A 20165-nucleotide genomic window follows, 5' to 3' on the forward strand; every position below is an offset into this window, starting at 1 on the left:
GTCAAGTGGTTATTTTCAGAAGTTTTCGAAGAATTCTTCAACAACTTCAACCACTTGCGCCTTCGATCTCTCGTCAGCGGGAGGCGAATTCTACAGCGTTACACGCTGCTGTCAACACCTCTTTTTCTCCGCTTTCGACCGAGAAGATCGAACCGTTAAAAGCGCCAAACACGAAATCAAAAGTCCAGGTTCGAAACCGCCAAAGCATTACTCTCGATGAAGTCACGGCGAGGTTCGACCGCATCACCCATCAGGGTGTTGAAGATCTGGTCTGCGCCAATGGCGTCTTCGATGGTAACTTTGAGCATGCGACGCACGCTTGGGTCCATGGTGGTTTCCCACAGCTGATCCGGGTTCATTTCGCCCAAACCTTTGTATCGCTGAATGGTGTGGCGCTTGGTGCTTTCAGCCATCAGCCAGTCCAAAGCTTCCTTGAACTCGGTAACCGCTTTCTTTCGCTCGCCACGCTGGATATAAGCGCCTTCGTCGAGCAGAGTGCTGAGCTGAGCGCCGAGGGTGACGACGGTTTTGTAGTCATTGCTGCCGAAGAAATCGCGGTTGAATGTGACGTAGTTCGACAGGCCGTGGGAAATCAGTTCGACTTCTGGCAGCCAAACGCCGCGTTCACGATCTTCACGCAGGCTGGCCTTGTAGACCAGGCCGGACTTCTCATTGGTGCGCAGGCGGACTTCGTACTGGGCCAGCCACTCTTGCATCGCGGCGTGGTCGCCGAGCGTTTCCAGGCTCACGGCCGGCAGGTAGATGAAGTGCTCGGTCAGTTCCTGTGGGTACAGGCGCGACAGACGCTTGAGGGTCTTCATTACCATGCGGAAGTCATTGACCAGACGCTCCAGCGCTCCGCCAGAAATGCCCGGGGCATCTTCGTTCAGGTGCAGGCTCGCGTCTTCCAGGGCCGACTGCGTCATGTACTCTTCCATGGCGTCGTCGTCTTTGATGTATTGCTCTTGCTTACCCTTCTTGACTTTGTACAGCGGCGGTTGGGCGATGTAGATATAGCCGCGTTCAATCAGTTCTGGCAACTGACGGAAGAAGAAGGTCAGCAGCAGGGTACGAATGTGTGAACCGTCGACGTCAGCATCGGTCATGATGATGATGTTGTGATAGCGCAACTTGTCGATGTTGTACTCTTCGCGACCAATACCGCAGCCCAGCGCGGTGATTAAGGTGCCCACTTCCTGGGAAGAGATCATCTTGTCGAAACGTGCTTTCTCGACGTTGAGGATCTTACCCTTCAACGGCAGGATGGCTTGAGTCTTGCGGTTACGTCCCTGCTTGGCAGAGCCGCCCGCAGAGTCACCTTCCACAAGGTACAGTTCGGACAGCGCCGGGTCTTTTTCCTGGCAGTCCGCGAGTTTGCCTGGCAAACCGGCGATGTCCAGCGCGCCTTTGCGGCGGGTCATCTCACGGGCCTTGCGCGCGGCTTCACGAGCACGGGCGGCGTCGATCATCTTGCCGACGACAAGCTTGGCTTCGTTCGGGTTTTCTAGCAGGAAGTCGGAGAAGTACTTGCCCATTTCCTGTTCGACCGCGGTCTTCACTTCCGAAGAAACCAGCTTGTCTTTGGTCTGGGAGCTGAACTTGGGATCCGGCACCTTCACCGAGATGATCGCGGTCAGGCCTTCACGGGCATCGTCACCGGTGGTGGCGACTTTGTGCTTCTTCGCCAGGCCTTCCTGCTCGATGTAGTTGTTCAGGTTACGCGTCAGTGCGGAACGGAAACCCACCAGGTGAGTACCACCGTCGCGTTGCGGAATGTTGTTTGTGAAGCACAACAGGTTCTCGTTGAAGCTGTCGTTCCACTGCAGGGCGATTTCCACGCCAATGCCGTCTTCACGCTGAATGTTGAAGTGGAACACCTGGTTGACCGCAGTCTTGTTGGTGTTCAGGTATTCAACGAACGCACGCAGGCCGCCTTCGTACTTGAACAGTTCTTCCTTGCCGCTGCGCTCGTCCTTGAGGACGATGCCGACACCGGAGTTGAGGAAAGACAGTTCGCGAATCCGCTTGGCCAGGATGTCCCAGCTGAAGTGAATGTTTTTGAAGGTTTCACTGGAAGCCTTGAAGTGGATCTGGGTGCCGGTGGTCTCGCTGTCGCCTACGATGGCCATCGGTGCCTGAGGTACGCCGTGGACGTAGGTCTGTTCCCAGATCTTGCCGCTGCGACGCACAGTCAGCACCAGCTCCTCGGACAGCGCGTTCACTACCGAAACACCTACACCGTGCAGACCGCCGGATACTTTGTAGGAGTTGTCGTCGAACTTACCGCCAGCATGGAGGACGGTCATGATGACCTCTGCGGCGGAAACGCCCTCCTCTTTGTGCACGTCGACCGGGATGCCACGACCGTTATCTTTAACGGTGATGGACTCATCCGGGTGGATGATGATGCTGATGTCATCGCAGTGGCCGGCGAGGGCTTCGTCGATCGAGTTGTCGACCACTTCGAACACCATATGGTGCAGACCGCTACCATCGTCGGTGTCACCAATGTACATACCGGGACGTTTGCGTACGGCATCCAGGCCTTTCAGCACTTTAATGCTCGTTGAGTCGTACGTATTTTCTTCGCTCAATGCCTTCACTCCCGATGGTCGTGGGTCTGGGTGATACGGCCCTGTTCCACGTGGAACAGGGCGACTGGCGTTTCCGTCTGCCAGCCTTCCCTCAATAATTCATGATCTACACAGGTGATAAAAACCTGGCAGCGTAAGTCTTCCAGCAAACGGCACAACGCGCGACGGTGGTTCTCGTCCAATTCGGACGGCAAGTCATCCACCAGATAAATACATTGGCCGCGGCGGGCCTGGCTAACCAAGTGCCCCTGGGCAATCCGCAATGCACAGACCACCAACTTCTGCTGACCCCGGGACAAAATGTCCGCGGCGTTGTGTGCGCCCAATCTAAGACGCAAATCAGCCCGTTGTGGTCCAGCCTGGGTATGACCCATTTGCTGATCCCGTTGCAGGGATCCGGCAAGTACGGCACTCAGCTCCCGGTCTTTGTCCCAGCCTCGGTAATAGCTGAGCGTCAAACCCTCGAGTTCAACCAGTTCACTCAAGGTTTGTTCAAAGACTGGTTTCAAGGCTTTGATGTAAGCGCGGCGGTATTCATCTATTTCAGCGCTGGCCTGGCACAGCTCCCTGTCCCAAACCGCTTGCGAAACGGCGTCAAGTGTACCATGCCGCAGCCAAGAGTTTCTCTGGCGCAGGGCCTTCTGCAAGCGCTGCCAGGTGGCCATGAAGCGCGGCTCGACGTGGAACACGCCCCAATCGAGAAACTGCCGGCGAATCTTGGGCGCGCCTTCGAGCAGGCGAAAGCTGTCCGGGTTAATCAACTGGAGCGGCAGTATTTCTGCAAGTTGCGCGGCACTACGGGCGTTCTGGCCGTCGATGCGGATCTGAAACTCGCCCTGACGGTCGCGGGATATCCCCAGAGCACTGTGCCCACCTTCGGCCAGTTCCACCTGACCGAACACGGTGCAAGCGAGTTGTTCGTACTGGATGACCGGCAGCAGCCTCGTGCTACGAAACGAACGGGCAAGCCCCAGCAGATGAATGGCTTCCAGAACACTGGTTTTGCCGCTGCCGTTGGCGCCGTAAAGGATATTGATGCGGGGGGACGGGGAGAAGGTCACCGGGTGTAGATTGCGCACCGCGGTGACCGAAACACGACTTAAGGACATCCAGAGTCAGCTGATTACAGGCGCATCGGCATGACAACGTAAGCCGAATCGTCGTTGTCAGACTCTTGCACCAGCGCACTGCTGTTGGAGTCGGACAGGATCAGACGAACCTGCTCGGTAGTCATTACGCCCAACACGTCGAGCAGATAGCTCACGTTGAAGCCAATTTCCAGGGAGCCGCCGTTGTACTCAACGCCCACTTCTTCTTCCGCTTCTTCCTGCTCCGGGTTGTTGGCCTGGATCTTCAACTGACCACTGGCCAGTTGCAGACGGATACCACGGTACTTCTCGTTGGACAGAATCGCAGTACGGCTGAACGCTTCACGCAGCGCCTGACGATCGCCCAACACTAGCTTGTCGCCGCCCTTGGGCAGAACACGCTCGTAGTCCGGGAACTTACCGTCGACCAGTTTCGAGGTGAAGGTGAATTCACCGGTAGTGGCTCTGATGTGGTGCTGACCAAGAACGATGCTGACGTTGCCGTCCGGCTCGGTGAGCAGACGCGCCAGTTCGAGAATACCTTTGCGCGGCACGATCACCTGGTGGCGATCCGGCTGACCGATATCGGCCTGCATCGAGCACATTGCCAGACGGTGGCCGTCGGTAGCCACCGCGCGGATCACGCCGGCCGATACTTCAAGCAACATACCGTTGAGGTAGTAGCGTACATCCTGCTGGGCCATGGCGAAGCTGGTGCGTTCGATCAGACGACGCAGTTTGCTTTGCTCAAGGCTGCAGGTCAGCGAACCCGGCCCCTCTTCAACCGTCGGGAAATCGTTGGCTGGCAGGGTCGACAGGGTGAAGCGGCTGCGACCGGCCTTCACCACCAGCTTCTGCTCGTCGAGCTTGATGTCGATCAACGCGTCGTTAGGCAGGCTTTTGCAAATGTCCATCAGCTTGCGCGCAGGCACGGTGATGGAGCCTGTCTCGGCCGGTTCTTCAAGTTGCACGCGACCAACCAGCTCGACCTCCAGATCGGTACCGGTCAGCGACAGTTGCTGGCCTTCGACAACCAGCAGCACGTTGGAGAGTACCGGCAAGGTCTGTCGGCGCTCGACGACGCCTGCGACCAGTTGCAGGGGTTTCAACAGGGCTTCGCGTTGAATGGTGAAATGCATGGTCTAGTCCCTTGCCTTAATAAGCTGCGCTGGTGTTCATCAAGTGGTCAGTGTACGCAGCAGGTTCTTGTAGTCCTCGCGGATGTCCGCGTCGGATTCCTTAAGTTCGTTGATCTTGCGGCAGGCGTGCAAAACTGTCGTGTGGTCGCGACCGCCAAACACATCGCCGATTTCCGGCAAGCTGTGGTTGGTCAGTTCCTTGGACAATGCCATGGCCACCTGACGCGGACGAGCCACCGAGCGCGAACGGCGCTTGGACAGCAGGTCGGAGATCTTGATCTTGTAGTATTCGGCGACAGTGCGCTGAATGTTATCCACAGAGACCAGTTTGTCCTGCAACGCCAACAGGTCTTTCAGGGATTCGCGAATCAGCTCGATGGTGATGTCGCGGCCCATGAAGTGCGAGTGGGCGATTACGCGTTTCAGCGCACCTTCCAGCTCGCGGACGTTGGAGCGAATTCGCTGGGCGATGAAGAACGCTGCGTCGTGAGGCAACTCGACTTTGGCCTGGTCGGCCTTTTTCATCAAGATCGCTACACGGGTTTCCAGTTCCGGCGGCTCGACGGCAACCGTCAGCCCCCACCCGAATCGGGATTTGAGGCGTTCTTCAAGGCCTTCGATTTCTTTCGGGTAGCGGTCACTGGTGAGAATGACCTGTTGGCCACCTTCAAGCAGGGCGTTGAAAGTGTGGAAAAACTCTTCCTGCGAGCGCTCTTTGCGGGCGAAAAACTGAATATCGTCGATCAGCAAAGCGTCCACCGAACGGTAGAAACGCTTGAATTCGTTGATCGCGTTCAGTTGCAGTGCCTTGACCATGTCGGCCACGAAACGCTCTGAATGCAGGTACACGACCTTGGCATTCGGATTCTTCTTTAATAGATGGTTACCCACCGCGTGCATCAAGTGGGTTTTACCCAGACCCACTCCACCATAAAGGAACAGCGGGTTGTAGCCATGCTTGGGGTTGTCTGCCACTTGCCAGGCTGCCGCTCGGGCGAGTTGGTTGGACTTGCCTTCGACGAAGTTCTCGAAGGTGAACGTGCGGTTCAGATAACTGGTGTGCTTGAGCGCACCCTCGACCTGCACGGTGCGCTGTTCGGCGCGAACCGGGGCTTGCTGCGACGCGGCACCGGCCATCGGATCGAAGCTGTCGCGGGACGGCTCTTCACTGACTTCGGCGGTTTTCTGAGTAGAACGCTTGGCCGCCGCTGGCGTCGGGGCGGGCGCTGGCGTGCTGGCAGGCGCGGCATTTGCCTGGGCCTGGGAAGCTTGCGCGGCGGCCAACGGAGCATTGGGTGCTGCACGAGGTGCCGAACTGCGTTTGCTGCCTATTAATAAGGACAACGCTGGCGCCATGCCGTTGCCGTGCTCATCAAGCAGTTCAAGGACGCGCCCCAGGTACTTTTCGTTGACCCAGTCCAGGACAAAACGGTTCGGTGCGTAAACGCGCAACTCGTCGCCTTCGGCTTCGACCTGTAGTGGACGGATCCAGGTGTTGAATTGTTGGGCCGGCAGCTCCTCGCGCAAAAGCTCCACGCACTGCTGCCAAAGTTCCACTGACACGGATATCCCCTAAGTTGAAAGCCGGTGAGGCAAAAACAAGCGGCCATTGTAGCGGCGAGCCGTTTACTTATCCACATGCAGGTTGCCCGGTGAACATGATTTATCAATGCGTTAACTGGAAAAAAGGCGACCAACGGTGTGTGAATAAGCTCTGTGGATAACCGCCTCTAAGGTCACTGGACAAGTGGGGGTTGAACTCGGTGGACAACCAGGCTGTGGATAACTGCCCATTCCACACACAGCTTATCCGACAGCGCAGCACAGGCTGAACACCGTTTTCCACTGTAGTTGTCATTGGCTGTACACGAAGCAAAACAAGGGCTGAAAGCAGTTATCCACAGTCAGGGCCGGGTCTAGCTTTTATAAGCTTTACAGAAAAGCTTTAAATAATTCCCTTCTTTATTTTTATGTATGGCGAACAGGGTGTCGGCCAAAAACGCCTCGTGATCTATTTATAAGGAAACGTTGGTTGGAAATTGACCTGAAGGCTTGCTTTCTCTAGAATCCCCGGTCTCTTAAAACGGGGGCCATTCCGGCCCGTTGTGGACGAACCAGGTAACACGACATGAAACGTACTTTCCAACCAAGCACTATCAAACGCGCTCGTACCCACGGTTTCCGTGCTCGCATGGCTACCAAAAACGGTCGTGCCGTCCTGTCGCGTCGTCGCGCCAAAGGTCGTGCGCGTCTGGCAGTTTGATAATCCGGCACTGGAGGTGAGTCAGGACTTCAGTCGGGAAAAGCGTCTGCTTACCGCCCGGCATTTCAAGGCAGTCTTTGACTCCCCTACCGGCAAGGTTCCGGGGAAAAATCTCCTGCTCCTTGCACGCAACAACGATCTTGATCACCCCCGTCTAGGGCTGGTTATCGGGAAAAAGAGCGTAAAGCTCTCCGTTGAGCGCAATCGCCTCAAACGTTTGATGCGCGAATCGTTCCGTCTTCACCAGGATTCACTGGTTGGTTGGGATATCGTTATCGTCGCGCGCAAAGGTTTAGGTGATGTAGAAAACCCCGAATTGATTCAGCATTTCGGCAAACTCTGGAAGCGTTTGGCACGTAACAAGCCAGTTCCAGCAGTCAAAACCGAAACTGTAGGGGTAGACAGTTCAGATGCGTAAACTGGCCCTCGTTCCGATCCAGTTTTATCGCTATGCCATTAGTCCTCTGATGGCCAGTCACTGTCGCTTCTACCCCAGTTGTTCCTGCTACGCGTATGAAGCCATTGAAAATCATGGCCTTCTGCGCGGTGGCTGGCTGACCTTTCGTCGTTTAGGTCGCTGTCATCCGTGGAATCCCGGTGGTTATGACCCGGTTCCACCTATCCCTACCTCCCGTTCTTCTTCGATGGCCGAGTAATCATGGATATCAAACGCACGATCCTGATCGTCGCCCTGGCAATCGTGGCCTACGTTATGGTTCTTAAATGGAACCAGGACTATGGCCAAGCTGCCCTGCCGACTCAGAATGTTGCTTCCAGTACGACTACATCCGGTTTGCCGGACACCGCCACTGGCAATAATGCTGAAGCCAGTGACGATATTCCGCGTGCCGCAAGCGATACCAGCGCACCTGCCGAAACACCGGTAGCCGCCAGCAAGGATCTGATCCAGATCAAAACCGACGTGCTCGATCTTGCGATCGATCCACAAGGTGGTGACGTTGCTCAACTGACCTTGCCTCTGTATCCACGTCGTCAGGATCGTCCGGACGTTCCTTTCCAGCTGTTCGATAACGGCGGCGAGCGTGTTTATCTGGCGCAAAGCGGTCTGATCGGCACCAACGGTCCGGACGCCAATCCGGCAGGTCGCCCTGTCTACTCCTCGGAGAAGAAGACTTATCAACTGGCTGACGGTCAGGACCAACTGGTCGTAGACCTGAAGTTCAGCAAGGACGGCGTCAATTACATCAAGCGTTTCACCTTGAAACGTGGCCTGTATGACGTAGCCGTTTCCTACATTGTGGATAACCAGAGCGCTCAGCCCTGGAACGGCGCGATGTTCGCCCAGTTGAAGCGCGATAACAGCGCCGATCCTTCGTCCACTACTGCCACCGGTACCGCGACTTACCTGGGCGCCGCCCTGTGGACAAGTTCGGAGCCGTACAAGAAAGTGTCCATGAAGGACATGGACAAGGGCCAACTCAAAGAAACTGTCACCGGTGGTTGGGTAGCCTGGCTGCAACACTACTTCGTGACTGCATGGATTCCGGCCAAGGGCGAAAACAACATCGTCCAGACCCGTAAAGACAGCAAAGGCAACTACATCATCGGTTACACCGGTCCTACACTGACCGCTGCCCCAGGTGCCAAAGTTGAAACCAGTGCTGTTCTGTACGCAGGTCCGAAAAGCCAGGCAGTGCTTAAACAGTTGTCCCCAGGCCTGGAACTGACCGTCGACTATGGCATCCTCTGGTTCATTGCCCAGCCAATCTTCTGGCTGCTGCAACATATCCACGCGATTGTGGGTAACTGGGGCTGGTCGATCATCTTCCTGACCATGCTGATCAAAGGGCTTTTCTTCCCTCTGTCGGCTGCCAGCTACAAATCGATGGCGCGCATGCGTGCCGTTGCGCCGAAACTGGCTGCACTGAAAGAACAACATGGCGATGACCGGCAGAAAATGTCGCAAGCCATGATGGAGCTGTACAAGAAAGAGAAGATCAATCCACTGGGCGGCTGCTTGCCGATCCTTGTGCAGATGCCGGTTTTCCTTTCGCTGTACTGGGTTCTGCTGGAAAGCGTGGAAATGCGCCAAGCGCCATTCATGCTGTGGATCACTGACCTGTCGATCAAGGATCCGTTTTTCATTCTGCCGATCATCATGGGTGCAACCATGTTCATCCAGCAGCAGTTGAACCCGACTCCTCCGGATCCGATGCAGGCGAAGGTCATGAAAATGATGCCAATCATCTTCACCTTCTTCTTCCTGTGGTTCCCGGCTGGTCTGGTGCTGTACTGGGTTGTGAACAACTGCCTGTCGATTACCCAGCAGTGGTACATCACGCGTAAGATCGAAGCGGCGACGAAAAAAGCCGAGGCGTAACTTGCTCTGTGGATAACACCACTCAAAACGCCCCCTAGTGGGGCGTTTTGCTATCTGTCACTTTTGTCTGGATTCCGGTTTATGAGCACACCTCGTGAAACCATTGCAGCCGTTGCCACCGCTCAAGGTCGTGGCGGTGTGGGCATCGTCCGTATTTCCGGGCCGTTGGCCAGTGTTGCAGCCAAAGCCATCAGCGGCCGAGAACTGAAACCGCGTTACGCCCATTACGGACCGTTTTACAGCGACGATCAGCAGGTGTTGGACGAAGGCCTGGCGTTGTACTTCCCTGGGCCTAACTCGTTCACCGGTGAAGACGTACTGGAATTGCAGGGCCATGGCGGCCCGATCGTACTCGATATGCTGCTCAAACGATGTCTCGAACTGGGTTGCCGTTTGGCTCGCCCGGGGGAATTCAGTGAGCGAGCGTTCCTCAATGACAAACTCGACCTGGCCCAGGCCGAAGCCATCGCGGACCTGATCGAAGCCAGTTCTGCACAGGCAGCGCGTAACGCGCTGCGTTCCTTGCAGGGTGCGTTTTCTCAACGTGTGCATAACCTCACCGAACAGTTGATCGGTCTACGCATCTACGTCGAAGCTGCCATCGACTTCCCGGAAGAAGAAATCGACTTCCTCGCCGATGGCCATGTGCTGAGCATGCTCGACAAGGTGCGTGATGAATTATCCACAGTGCTGTGCGAAGCCGGCCAGGGTGCCTTGCTGCGTGACGGCATGACGGTGGTGATCGCTGGACGGCCGAATGCCGGCAAGTCGAGCCTGCTGAATGCATTGGCCGGGCGCGAAGCCGCGATCGTGACCGAGATTGCCGGTACCACCCGAGACATCTTGCGCGAACACATCCACATCGATGGCATGCCGCTGCACGTTGTGGATACCGCCGGTCTGCGTGATACCGACGACCAGGTGGAGAAAATCGGAGTCGAGCGCGCTTTGAAAGCCATTGGTGAAGCCGATCGTGTGCTGCTGGTAGTCGATGCGACAGCTCCAGAAGCGCTGGATCCGTTCGCCTTGTGGCCCGAATTCCTCGAAATCCGTCCCGATCCCGCCAAAGTTACCCTGATCCGTAACAAGGCAGACCTGACCGGTGAAGCGATTGTTCTGGAAGTCAGCGATGACGGCCATGTGACTATCAGCCTGAGCGCCAAATCGGCGGGCGAAGGCCTGGAATTGCTGCGCGAACATCTCAAGGCCTGCATGGGTTACGAACAAACCTCGGAAAGCAGTTTCAGTGCCCGCCGGCGACACCTGGAAGCGTTACGCCATGCCAGTGCGGCCCTTGAACACGGTCGTGCGCAATTAACCTTGGCTGGCGCTGGCGAGCTGTTGGCTGAAGATTTACGTCAGGCCCAGCACTCGCTGGGTGAAATCACTGGAGCATTCAGCTCCGATGATCTGCTCGGACGGATATTTTCCAGCTTCTGCATCGGAAAATAGTCCTTCTGCTGTTCACAGACAGGCCCAATCGCGGCCTGTCTGACTCCCTCTTTTTATAAATCCTTCCTTGAGTGCCGGGCAGATGTGTTCTTCCTGAGCGGACTCCCTGTACCCGACTCGCGCTCATTCAACAGATTTCTGTGGATTAAGCCCTGTGAATAACTGCCTCTGAGGTCAGTTGATAACAGGGCCAAAAAACTGGATATAACCCACCCTGTGGATAACAACCCCTTTCATCCACAGGCTTACACCGGTTATCCAAGGACCTCATTGGTACATGGGCACAGGGTTTTGAATCTCTGTACACATTGAATATAAAGGGCTGTAGAGATTTATCCACAGAAAGGCGGGTCAGTAAGAATAAACATAAAAACAAAGGTTTTATAAATTTCTTTCTTTTTTATTCTTTTAACCTCGAGTTCTCCACAGCTGGTTAAATTTTGTGCAAAGGGTTCTTTAGGAAGGGCGAAGTCCCTATACTTGCCGACCAGGTCCAAAAACCTGATCTCAAATTTTTCCTGAATGACCTACTTAAGCAGGCACGAGGTGCGTGGTGGATTTCCCTTCCCGTTTTGAAGTGATCGTCATCGGCGGCGGTCATGCCGGTACCGAGGCAGCACTGGCCTCAGCACGTATGGGGGCAAAAACCCTGTTGCTGACGCATAACGTGGAAACCCTCGGCGCCATGAGTTGCAACCCGGCTATCGGTGGCATTGGCAAAAGCCATCTGGTCAAGGAAATCGACGCCCTCGGCGGTGCGATGGCCATGGCTACCGATAAAGGCGGCATCCAGTTTCGCGTTTTGAACAGCCGTAAAGGCCCGGCCGTACGTGCAACCCGTGCACAAGCGGACCGCATTCTTTACAAAGCCGCTGTCCGCGAAATTCTGGAAAACCAGCCGAACCTGTGGATATTTCAACAGGCTGCCGACGACCTGATCGTTGAGCAGGAACAAGTGCGCGGTGTTGTTACGCAAATGGGTCTGCGTTTCTTCGCAGACTCCGTGGTGTTGACCACCGGAACATTCCTCGGCGGACTTATCCACATCGGTTTGCAGAATTTTTCCGGCGGCCGTGCCGGTGATCCACCGTCCATCGCGCTGGCTCACCGTCTGCGTGAACTGCCACTGCGTGTCGGTCGTTTGAAAACCGGTACGCCACCGCGTATCGACGGCAAGTCTGTGGATTTCTCGGTGATGACCGAGCAGCCAGGGGATACGCCGATCCCTGTGATGTCGTTCATGGGCAACAAAGAACAGCATCCACGCCAAGTGAGCTGCTGGATTACTCACACTAACGCCCGCACCCACGAAATCATTGCCGCGAACCTCGACCGTTCGCCGATGTATTCCGCTGCCGGTGAAATCGAAGGCATCGGCCCGCGTTATTGCCCGTCGATCGAAGACAAGATCCACCGCTTTGCCGACAAGGAAAGCCATCAGGTGTTTATCGAACCGGAAGGTTTGACCACCCATGAGCTGTATCCGAACGGGATATCCACAAGCTTGCCGTTCGACGTGCAATTGCAGATCGTGCAATCGATCCGCGGCATGGAAAACGCGCACATCGTGCGTCCGGGTTATGCGATCGAGTACGACTACTTCGACCCGCGGGATCTGAAGTACAGCCTGGAAACCAAAGTCATCGGCGGTCTGTTCTTCGCCGGGCAAATCAACGGCACGACCGGTTACGAAGAAGCCGGTGCGCAAGGTTTGCTTGCCGGTGCCAACGCCGCTTTGCGTGCCAAAGGCAAAGAACCCTGGTGCCCGCGCCGTGATGAAGCGTACATCGGCGTGTTGGTCGACGACCTGATCACCCTCGGCACACAAGAGCCGTACCGCATGTTCACTTCCCGGGCCGAGTACCGCCTGATCCTGCGCGAGGACAATGCCGACCTGCGTCTGACCGAAAAAGGTCGCGAGCTGGGTCTGGTCGATGACGCGCGTTGGGCGGCCTTCTGCAAGAAACGCGAAAGCATCGAACTCGAAGAGCAGCGCCTGAAAAGCACCTGGGTTCGCCCGGGTACACCGCAAGGCGATGCGATTGCGGAAAAATTCGGCACACCGCTGACCCACGAATACAACTTGCTCAACCTCTTGAGTCGTCCGGAAATCGACTACGCTGGTCTGGTCGAAGTGACCGGCAACGGTGCCGAAGACCCCCAGGTTGCCGAACAGGTTGAAATCAAGACCAAATACGCCGGTTACATCGCTCGTCAACAGGACGAAATCGCCCGTCTGCGCGCCAGTGAAGACACGAAGCTGCCTGTGGATATCGATTACACCAACATTTCCGGTCTCTCCAAGGAGATCCAGAGCAAGCTCGGCGCGACCCGTCCAGAGACGCTTGGGCAGGCTTCGCGTATCCCTGGCGTGACCCCGGCAGCGATTTCGCTGTTGATGATTCATTTGAAAAAACGCGGCGCGGGCCGTCAGTTGGAGCAAAGCGCTTGAGTTCTAAGGTCACTTCGCAACACGCTGAAGAGTTATCCACAGGAGCCCGCGAGCTCGGTGTCAATCTCAGTGAAACCCAGCATGAATTGCTGCTGGGTTATCTGGCACTGTTGATCAAGTGGAACCAGGCCTACAACCTCACGGCTGTTCGCGATCCTGACGAAATGGTTTCTCGCCACCTGCTCGATAGTCTGAGTGTGATGTCGTTCATCGAAAACGGCCGCTGGCTCGATGTTGGCAGTGGTGGCGGCATGCCGGGCATCCCGTTGGCGATCCTGTATCCAGACTCGCAAGTGACCTGTCTGGACAGCAACGGCAAGAAAACCCGCTTCCTGACCCAGGTCAAACTCGAATTGAAACTGGATAACCTCCAAGTTATCCACAGTCGTGTCGAAGCTCTGCAGCCAGCACAACCCTTCAACGGAATTATTTCCCGGGCGTTCAGCAGCATGGAGAACTTCACCAACTGGACTCGCCATCTGGGCGACGCGGATACACGCTGGCTGGCAATGAAGGGCGTTCATCCGGCCGATGAGCTGGTAGCATTGCCGGCAGACTTCAAACTCGATAGCGAACACGCCTTGGCCGTACCCGGTTGCCAAGGCCAACGCCATCTGCTGATACTGCGCCGCACGGCATGATTGGGAACACAAGCAAGAATGGCTAAGGTATTCGCGATAGCGAACCAGAAGGGTGGTGTGGGCAAGACCACCACCTGCATCAACCTCGCAGCATCCCTGGTCGCAACCAAGCGCCGGGTGCTGTTGATCGATCTCGATCCACAGGGCAACGCCACCATGGGTAGCGGTGTGGATAAACATGGCCTGGAAAACTCGGTCTATGACCTGCTGATCGGCGAATGCGATCTGACTCAGGCCATGCACTACTCCGAGCATGGCGGTTATCAACTGCTGCCGGCCAACCGCGACCTGACCGCGGCTGAAGTGGTTCTGCTGGAAATGCAGATGAAGGAAAGCCGCCTGCGCAGCGCGCTGGCGCCGATCCGTGAAAACTACGATTACATTCTGATCGACTGCCCGCCGTCCCTGTCGATGCTCACACTGAACGCATTGGTGGCTGCTGATGGCGTGATTATCCCCATGCAGTGCGAGTACTTTGCGCTGGAAGGTTTGAGCGACCTTGTGGATAACATCAAGCGCATCGCTGAACTGCTCAATCCCAACCTGAAAGTCGAAGGCCTGCTGCGGACCATGTACGACCCGCGCCTGAGCCTGATGAACGACGTTTCGGCGCAGCTCAAAGAGCACTTCGGCGATCAACTCTACGACACGGTGATCCCGCGTAACATTCGTCTGGCTGAAGCGCCAAGTTACGGCATGCCGGCGCTGGCCTACGACAAGCAATCGCGCGGCGCATTGGCTTATCTGGCATTGGCGGGCGAAATGGTTCGCCGTCAGCGCAAAAATTCACGTATCGCCGCTGCTCAGGCAACTTAAGGAATCCCCATGGCCGTCAAGAAACGAGGTCTCGGACGTGGACTGGATGCACTGCTGAGTGGTCCGACTGTCAGTGCGCTGGAAGAACAAGCGGCGCAAGCGGATACCCGTGAACTGCAGCACCTGCCACTGGACCTGCTGCAGCGTGGCAAGTATCAGCCACGCCGGGATATGGACCCGCAGGCGCTCGAAGAGTTGGCACAGTCGATCAAGGCACAGGGCGTGATGCAGCCGATCGTGGTTCGTCCGATTGGTGGCGGCCGCTTTGAAATCATCGCCGGTGAACGCCGCTGGCGCGCCAGTCAGCAGGCCGGGCAGGAAACCATCCCGGCGATGGTTCGCGACGTACCGGATGAAACCGCGATCGCCATAGCGCTGATCGAGAACATTCAGCGTGAAGATCTCAATCCGATCGAGGAAGCGGTCGCGTTGCAACGGTTGCAGCAGGAATTCCAGCTGACTCAGCAGCAAGTCGCCGAGGCTGTGGGTAAGTCTCGCGTCACTGTGGCTAACCTGTTGCGACTTATTGCACTGCCGGAAGTCATCAAGACCATGTTGTCCCACGGTGACCTTGAAATGGGTCATGCCCGTGCTTTGCTCGGTCTGCCGGACAATCAGCAGGTGGAGGGGGCGCGACATGTTGTCGCACGCGGCCTCACCGTGCGCCAAACCGAGGCGCTGGTTCGCCAATGGTTGAGTGGTAAACCGGAGCCTGTGGAAGCCAGCAAACCCGACCCGGATATCGCCCGCCTCGAACAGCGTCTGGCCGAGCGCCTAGGCTCTGCGGTGCAGATTCGCCACGGCAAGAAGGGGAAAGGGCAGTTGGTGATTGGTTACAACTCCCTCGATGAGCTTCAAGGTGTGCTCGCACACATCCGCTGAAACATTTCCTCATGTAGCGAGCAGTCGGAAATCACTACCTGACAGTTGAATAGGGGCAGAACCGCCCCTATACTCTGCGCGCATTTTGTCGGCACAAATTATGCCAAGTTATTGAATTTCGGCAGCCGACCATTGGAGAGCAATCGTGATGGAAACCCGCAAGCCAAACCGCCTGCCGTTCCATCGCCTGGCGGTTTTTCCGGTGTTGATGGCTCAATTTGTCATTTTGCTCGTTGGCGCTTTGGCGCTCTGGCAATGGCACGGAGTCGTTGCCGGATACTCGGGACTTTGCGGAGGCCTGATAGCCTTGCTGCCCAATGTTTATTTCGCTCACAAGGCATTTCGGTTTTCCGGCGCCCGAGCAGCCCAGTCCATCGTCCGGTCTTTTTATGCCGGCGAGGCAGGCAAACTTATTTTGACGGCAGTGCTCTTTGCACTGGTGTTTGCAGGTGTGAAGCCACTGGCGCCGGTAGCAGTATTCGGCGTGTTCGTGCTGACTCAGTCGGTCAGCTGGTTCGCTCCCCTGCTGATGAGAACAAGACTTTCGAGACCTTAGGGCGTTTGAGGCAACCATGGCAGAGACAACCGCTTCGGGCTATATCCAGCACCACTTGCAGAACCTGACCTTCGGTCAGCTACCCAACGGCGGCTGGGGCTTTGCTCACACCGCAGCAGAAGCCAAAGAAATGGGCTTTTGGGCTTTCCACGTCGATACCCTCGGCTGGTCGGTCGCGCTGGGTCTGATCTTCGTTCTTCTTTTCCGCATGGCGGCAAAGAAGGCGACTTCGGGTCAGCCAGGTGCTTTGCAGAACTTCGTTGAAGTATTGGTCGAATTCGTCGATGGCAGCGTGAAAGACAGCTTCCATGGCCGTAGCCCGGTGATTGCACCGCTGGCACTGACCATCTTCGTCTGGGTGTTCCTGATGAACGCCGTCGACCTGGTACCGGTCGACTGGATTCCTCAGTTGGCCATCCTGATCACCGGCGACCACCACATCCCGTTCCGTGCCGTGTCGACGACCGACCCGAACGCGACGCTGGGCATGGCGTTCTCGGTGTTCGCACTGATCATTTTCTACAGCATCAAGATCAAGGGCTTCGGCGGCTTCATCGGCGAACTCACCTTGCACCCGTTCGGTAGCAAGAACATCTTCGTTCAGGCGCTGCTGATTCCGGTGAACTTCCTGCTGGAGTTCGTGACCCTTATCGCCAAACCGATCTCTCTGGCTCTGCGTCTGTTCGGCAACATGTATGCCGGTGAGCTGGTGTTCATTCTGATCGCTGTGATGTTCGGCAGCGGCCTGCTCTGGCTGAGCGGCCTGGGCGTTGTTCTGCAGTGGGCGTGGGCGGTGTTCCACATCCTGATCATCACCCTGCAGGCGTTCATCTTCATGATGCTGACCATCGTCTACCTGTCGATGGCGCACGAAGAAAACCATTAAGGCCAGTCTCGACTAGTCTGATGTCCTTCCCGGTAATACGGGAAGGGGCTCTTCACAGGGCACCTGAAACGATTTGTTTTACCGCTTTAATCTAAAAAACCTAAACCATACGACGTAAAAGTCGGGAGGAAAGATGGAAACTGTAGTTGGTCTAACCGCTATCGCTGTTGCACTGTTGATCGGCCTGGGCGCACTGGGTACCGCAATTGGTTTCGGCCTGCTGGGCGGCAAGTTCCTGGAAGGCGCAGCGCGTCAGCCAGAAATGGTTCCAATGCTGCAAGTTAAAATGTTCATCGTTGCCGGTCTGCTCGACGCCGTAACCATGATCGGTGTTGGTATCGCTCTGTTCTTCACCTTTGCGAACCCGTTCGTTGGTCAGATCGCTGGCTAATTACCCGGATTCTTCCGAGTAATTTGATGTGATGGACAACGTAACTGCGAGGTGTTGGCGTGAACATTAATGCGACCCTGATTGGCCAGTCCGTTGCGTTCCTGATTTTTGTACTGTTCTGCATGAAGTTTGTATGGCCTCCGGTCATTACGGCACTGCACGAACGTCAAAAGAAGATCGCTGATGGCCTGGACGCTGCCAGCCGAGCAGCTCGCGACCTGGAGTTGGCCCAAGAAAAAGCGGGTCAGCAACTGCGCGAAGCGAAAGCTCAGGCAGCTGAAATCATCGAGCAAGCCAAGAAACGCGGTAACCAGATTGTCGAAGAGGCCGTTGAAAAGGCCCGTGTCGACGCTGACCGTGTGAAGGTTCAGGCTCAAGCCGAGATCGAACAGGAACTGAACAGTGTCAAAGACAAACTGCGCGCCCAAGTGGGCATGCTGGCTGTCGGCGGCGCCGAGAAGATCCTGGGTGCCACAATCGATCAAAACGCGCACGCAGAGCTGGTTAACCAACTGGCTGCTGAAATCTAAGCGAGGGCGATCATGGCAGAACTGACCACGTTGGCCCGACCTTACGCTAAGGCGGCCTTCGAGCACGCTCAGGCCCACCAGCAACTGGCCAATTGGTCAGCCATGCTCGGCCTGGCTGCAGCGGTGTCACAAGACGACACCATGCAGCGCGTGCTCAAGGCCCCGCGACTGACGAGCGCAGAAAAGGCCGCCACGTTTATTGACGTGTGCGGCGACAAGTTTGATGCCAAGGCACAGAACTTCATCAATGTCGTTGCCGAAAACGACCGTCTCCCGCTTCTGCCGGAGATCGCCGCTCTTTTCGACCTGTACAAGGCTGAACAAGAGAAATCGGTAGACGTTGAAGTGACCAGTGCTTTTGCATTGAACCAAGAACAGCAAGACAAACTCGCCAAGGTTCTCAGTGCACGACTCAACCGGGAAGTGCGCCTGCAAGTTGCGGAGGATGCCGCCCTAATAGGTGGTGTCGTTATCCGCGCCGGCGACCTGGTTATCGATGGCTCGATTCGCGGCAAAATCGCGAAACTTGCCGAAGCATTGAAATCTTGAGTTTGAAGGGGCAGCAGAGCAATGCAGCAACTCAATCCTTCCGAAATAAGTGAAATTATCAAGGGCCGCATCGACAAGCTCGATGTGACCTCCCAAGCCCGTAACGAAGGCACTGTCGTCAGCGTATCTGACGGCATCGTGCGGATTCACGGTCTGGCCGACGTCATGTACGGCGAGATGATCGAGTTTCCGGGCGGCGTCTACGGTATGGCCCTCAACCTGGAGCAAGACTCCGTAGGTGCCGTTGTTTTGGGTGCTTACCAGTCTCTGGCTGAAGGCATGAGCGCCAAGTGCACAGGCCGCATCCTCGAAGTTCCGGTTGGTAAGGAACTGCTGGGTCGCGTAGTCGACGCACTGGGTAACCCTGTTGACGGCAAAGGTCCACTGGGCAACACCGAGACCGACGCGGTCGAGAAAGTTGCTCCGGGCGTGATCTGGCGTAAGTCGGTAGACCAGCCTGTACAGACTGGCTACAAGGCTGTCGATGCCATGATCCCTGTCGGCCGTGGCCAGCGTGAGCTGATCATCGGTGACCGTCAGATCGGTAAAACCGCTCTGGCGATCGACGCGATCATCAACCAGAAAGACAGCGGCATTTTCTGCGTCTACGTTGCTATCGGTCAGAAACAATCGACCATCGCCAACGTGGTTCGCAAGCTGGAAGAAAACGGCGCCCTGGCCAACACGATCATCGTGGCTGCCAGTGCTTCGGAATCTCCTGCGCTGCAATTCCTGGCACCGTACTCCGGTTGCACCATGGGTGAATTCTTCCGCGACCGCGGTGAAGACGCGCTGATCGTTTATGACGATCTGTCCAAGCAGGCAGTGGCTTACCGCCAGATTTCCCTGCTGCTGCGCCGTCCACCAGGCCGTGAAGCTTACCCAGGCGACGTGTTCTATCTCCACTCCCGCCTGCTGGAGCGCGCATCCCGCGTTTCGGAAGAATACGTAGAGAAGTTCACCAACGGCGCAGTGACCGGAAAAACCGGTTCCCTGACCGCACTGCCGATCATCGAAACCCAGGCTGGCGACGTTTCCGCGTTCGTTCCGACCAACGTGATTTCCATCACCGACGGTCAGATCTTCCTGGAATCGGCCATGTTCAACTCGGGCATCCGCCCTGCAGTGAACGCCGGTGTTTCGGTATCCCGTGTGGGTGGTGCTGCTCAGACCAAGATCATCAAGAAGCTGTCCGGTGGTATCCGTACCGCTCTGGCTCAGTACCGTGAACTGGCGGCATTCGCCCAGTTCGCTTCTGACCTGGACGAAGCGACCCGTAAGCAACTTGAGCATGGTCAGCGCGTTACCGAGCTGATGAAGCAGAAGCAATACGCACCAATGTCGATCGCTGACATGGCGCTGTCGCTGTATGCCGCTGAGCGTGGGTTCCTGACTGACATTGAAATCGCCAAGATCGGCAGCTTCGAACAAGCGCTGATTGCTTTCTTCAACCGCGATCACGCCGATTTGATGGCCAAGATCAACGTTAAAGGTGACTTCAATGACGAAATCGACGCTGGCATGAAAGCCGGTATCGAGAAGTTCAAGGCCACCCAAACCTGGTAAGCCGCAGCGGGAGCCGCGA

The 20165-nt window shown here is 56.3% G+C and carries 19 protein-coding genes; 15 read left to right on the forward strand and 4 right to left on the reverse strand.

Features of this window, described 5'->3' with window-relative positions:
- Positions 1 to 176: 176 nt before the first annotated feature.
- The 4 genes from gyrB to dnaA are packed head-to-tail and all read right to left on the reverse strand — an operon-like array spanning position 177 to position 6384.
- Complete coding sequence (gene gyrB / locus AACY18_RS13170; RefSeq protein WP_339465113.1) at positions 177 to 2594, reverse strand: DNA topoisomerase (ATP-hydrolyzing) subunit B; 2418 nt, start codon at positions 2592 to 2594, stop codon at positions 177 to 179.
- A gap of 5 nt (positions 2595 to 2599) precedes the next feature.
- The gene (gene recF / locus AACY18_RS13175) at positions 2600 to 3703 is read right to left on the reverse strand and encodes a DNA replication/repair protein RecF (protein ID WP_053125303.1); all 1104 of its coding nucleotides are present in this window, start codon (positions 3701 to 3703) and stop codon (positions 2600 to 2602) included.
- 14 nt (positions 3704 to 3717) lie between these two features.
- The gene (gene dnaN / locus AACY18_RS13180) at positions 3718 to 4821 is read right to left on the reverse strand and encodes a DNA polymerase III subunit beta (protein ID WP_221733252.1); all 1104 of its coding nucleotides are present in this window, start codon (positions 4819 to 4821) and stop codon (positions 3718 to 3720) included.
- 39 nt (positions 4822 to 4860) lie between these two features.
- Entirely contained in the window at positions 4861 to 6384 is a 1524-nt protein-coding gene (gene dnaA / locus AACY18_RS13185) for a chromosomal replication initiator protein DnaA (RefSeq protein ID WP_339431425.1), read from the reverse strand.
- A gap of 565 nt (positions 6385 to 6949) precedes the next feature.
- Here dnaA and rpmH point away from each other — a divergent pair.
- From rpmH to atpA, 15 genes are all read left to right on the forward strand, one after another.
- Complete coding sequence (gene rpmH, locus AACY18_RS13190; protein ID WP_003213577.1) at positions 6950 to 7084, forward strand: 50S ribosomal protein L34; 135 nt, start codon at positions 6950 to 6952, stop codon at positions 7082 to 7084.
- Positions 7085 to 7100: 16 nt separating this feature from the next.
- The gene (rnpA, locus tag AACY18_RS13195; RefSeq protein ID WP_339431538.1) at positions 7101 to 7502 is read left to right on the forward strand and encodes a ribonuclease P protein component; all 402 of its coding nucleotides are present in this window, start codon (positions 7101 to 7103) and stop codon (positions 7500 to 7502) included.
- Entirely contained in the window at positions 7495 to 7740 is a 246-nt protein-coding gene (yidD, locus tag AACY18_RS13200; RefSeq protein ID WP_010465488.1) for a membrane protein insertion efficiency factor YidD, read from the forward strand. Before rnpA ends, yidD begins: the two co-directional genes overlap by 8 nt.
- A gap of 2 nt (positions 7741 to 7742) precedes the next feature.
- On the forward strand, positions 7743 to 9425 hold the full coding sequence (gene yidC / locus AACY18_RS13205) for a membrane protein insertase YidC (protein WP_339431426.1): 1683 nt from the start codon (positions 7743 to 7745) through the stop codon (positions 9423 to 9425).
- A gap of 81 nt (positions 9426 to 9506) precedes the next feature.
- Positions 9507 to 10877, forward strand: coding sequence for a tRNA uridine-5-carboxymethylaminomethyl(34) synthesis GTPase MnmE (gene mnmE, locus AACY18_RS13210; protein WP_339465114.1), 1371 nt, complete (start codon positions 9507 to 9509; stop codon positions 10875 to 10877).
- A gap of 553 nt (positions 10878 to 11430) precedes the next feature.
- The gene (gene mnmG, locus AACY18_RS13215; RefSeq protein WP_339465115.1) at positions 11431 to 13329 is read left to right on the forward strand and encodes a tRNA uridine-5-carboxymethylaminomethyl(34) synthesis enzyme MnmG; all 1899 of its coding nucleotides are present in this window, start codon (positions 11431 to 11433) and stop codon (positions 13327 to 13329) included.
- Positions 13326 to 13970: a 16S rRNA (guanine(527)-N(7))-methyltransferase RsmG gene (gene rsmG, locus AACY18_RS13220; protein WP_339431429.1), complete on the forward strand. Its 645-nt coding sequence runs from the start codon at positions 13326 to 13328 to the stop codon at positions 13968 to 13970. Before mnmG ends, rsmG begins: the two co-directional genes overlap by 4 nt.
- Before the next feature lie 18 nt (positions 13971 to 13988).
- On the forward strand, positions 13989 to 14786 hold the full coding sequence (locus AACY18_RS13225) for a ParA family protein (protein WP_221733258.1): 798 nt from the start codon (positions 13989 to 13991) through the stop codon (positions 14784 to 14786).
- Between the two features lie 9 nt (positions 14787 to 14795).
- Positions 14796 to 15668, forward strand: coding sequence for a ParB/RepB/Spo0J family partition protein (locus AACY18_RS13230; RefSeq protein WP_339465117.1), 873 nt, complete (start codon positions 14796 to 14798; stop codon positions 15666 to 15668).
- Between the two features lie 148 nt (positions 15669 to 15816).
- Entirely contained in the window at positions 15817 to 16224 is a 408-nt protein-coding gene (locus AACY18_RS13235; protein ID WP_339431431.1) for a F0F1 ATP synthase subunit I, read from the forward strand.
- A 16-nt stretch (positions 16225 to 16240) separates the two neighbouring features.
- Positions 16241 to 17110, forward strand: a complete 870-nt coding sequence (gene atpB / locus AACY18_RS13240; RefSeq protein WP_339431432.1) for a F0F1 ATP synthase subunit A — start codon at positions 16241 to 16243, stop codon at positions 17108 to 17110.
- 133 nt (positions 17111 to 17243) lie between these two features.
- Positions 17244 to 17501, forward strand: a complete 258-nt coding sequence (gene atpE, locus AACY18_RS13245; RefSeq protein WP_003097235.1) for a F0F1 ATP synthase subunit C — start codon at positions 17244 to 17246, stop codon at positions 17499 to 17501.
- A gap of 59 nt (positions 17502 to 17560) precedes the next feature.
- The gene (locus AACY18_RS13250; RefSeq protein WP_221733261.1) at positions 17561 to 18031 is read left to right on the forward strand and encodes a F0F1 ATP synthase subunit B; all 471 of its coding nucleotides are present in this window, start codon (positions 17561 to 17563) and stop codon (positions 18029 to 18031) included.
- A gap of 12 nt (positions 18032 to 18043) precedes the next feature.
- The gene (locus tag AACY18_RS13255; protein ID WP_007911956.1) at positions 18044 to 18580 is read left to right on the forward strand and encodes a F0F1 ATP synthase subunit delta; all 537 of its coding nucleotides are present in this window, start codon (positions 18044 to 18046) and stop codon (positions 18578 to 18580) included.
- Positions 18581 to 18601: 21 nt separating this feature from the next.
- Positions 18602 to 20146, forward strand: a complete 1545-nt coding sequence (gene atpA / locus AACY18_RS13260; RefSeq protein ID WP_016984064.1) for a F0F1 ATP synthase subunit alpha — start codon at positions 18602 to 18604, stop codon at positions 20144 to 20146.
- Positions 20147 to 20165: the final 19 nt, after the last annotated feature.

The sequence above is a fragment of the Pseudomonas sp. EA_65y_Pfl2_P74 genome (assembly GCF_963970575.1).
Taxonomy (GTDB): Bacteria; Pseudomonadota; Gammaproteobacteria; order Pseudomonadales; family Pseudomonadaceae; genus Aquipseudomonas; species Aquipseudomonas baetica_A.

Excerpts from the sequence above, each read along its gene's own strand:
- recF (WP_053125303.1), bottom strand. The coding sequence starts at position 3,703 with ATGTCCTTAAGTCGTGTTTCGGTCACCGCGGTGCGCAATCTACACCCG.
- dnaN (WP_221733252.1), bottom strand. The coding sequence starts at position 4,821 with ATGCATTTCACCATTCAACGCGAAGCCCTGTTGAAACCCCTGCAACTG.
- rpmH (WP_003213577.1), top strand. The coding sequence starts at position 6,950 with ATGAAACGTACTTTCCAACCAAGCACTATCAAACGCGCTCGTACCCAC.
- yidD (WP_010465488.1), top strand. The coding sequence starts at position 7,495 with ATGCGTAAACTGGCCCTCGTTCCGATCCAGTTTTATCGCTATGCCATT.
- yidC (WP_339431426.1), top strand. The coding sequence starts at position 7,743 with ATGGATATCAAACGCACGATCCTGATCGTCGCCCTGGCAATCGTGGCC.
- mnmE (WP_339465114.1), top strand. The coding sequence starts at position 9,507 with ATGAGCACACCTCGTGAAACCATTGCAGCCGTTGCCACCGCTCAAGGT.
- AACY18_RS13225 (WP_221733258.1), top strand. The coding sequence starts at position 13,989 with ATGGCTAAGGTATTCGCGATAGCGAACCAGAAGGGTGGTGTGGGCAAG.
- AACY18_RS13230 (WP_339465117.1), top strand. The coding sequence starts at position 14,796 with ATGGCCGTCAAGAAACGAGGTCTCGGACGTGGACTGGATGCACTGCTG.
- AACY18_RS13235 (WP_339431431.1), top strand. The coding sequence starts at position 15,817 with ATGGAAACCCGCAAGCCAAACCGCCTGCCGTTCCATCGCCTGGCGGTT.
- atpB (WP_339431432.1), top strand. The coding sequence starts at position 16,241 with ATGGCAGAGACAACCGCTTCGGGCTATATCCAGCACCACTTGCAGAAC.
- atpE (WP_003097235.1), top strand. The coding sequence starts at position 17,244 with ATGGAAACTGTAGTTGGTCTAACCGCTATCGCTGTTGCACTGTTGATC.
- AACY18_RS13255 (WP_007911956.1), top strand. The coding sequence starts at position 18,044 with ATGGCAGAACTGACCACGTTGGCCCGACCTTACGCTAAGGCGGCCTTC.
- atpA (WP_016984064.1), top strand. The coding sequence starts at position 18,602 with ATGCAGCAACTCAATCCTTCCGAAATAAGTGAAATTATCAAGGGCCGC.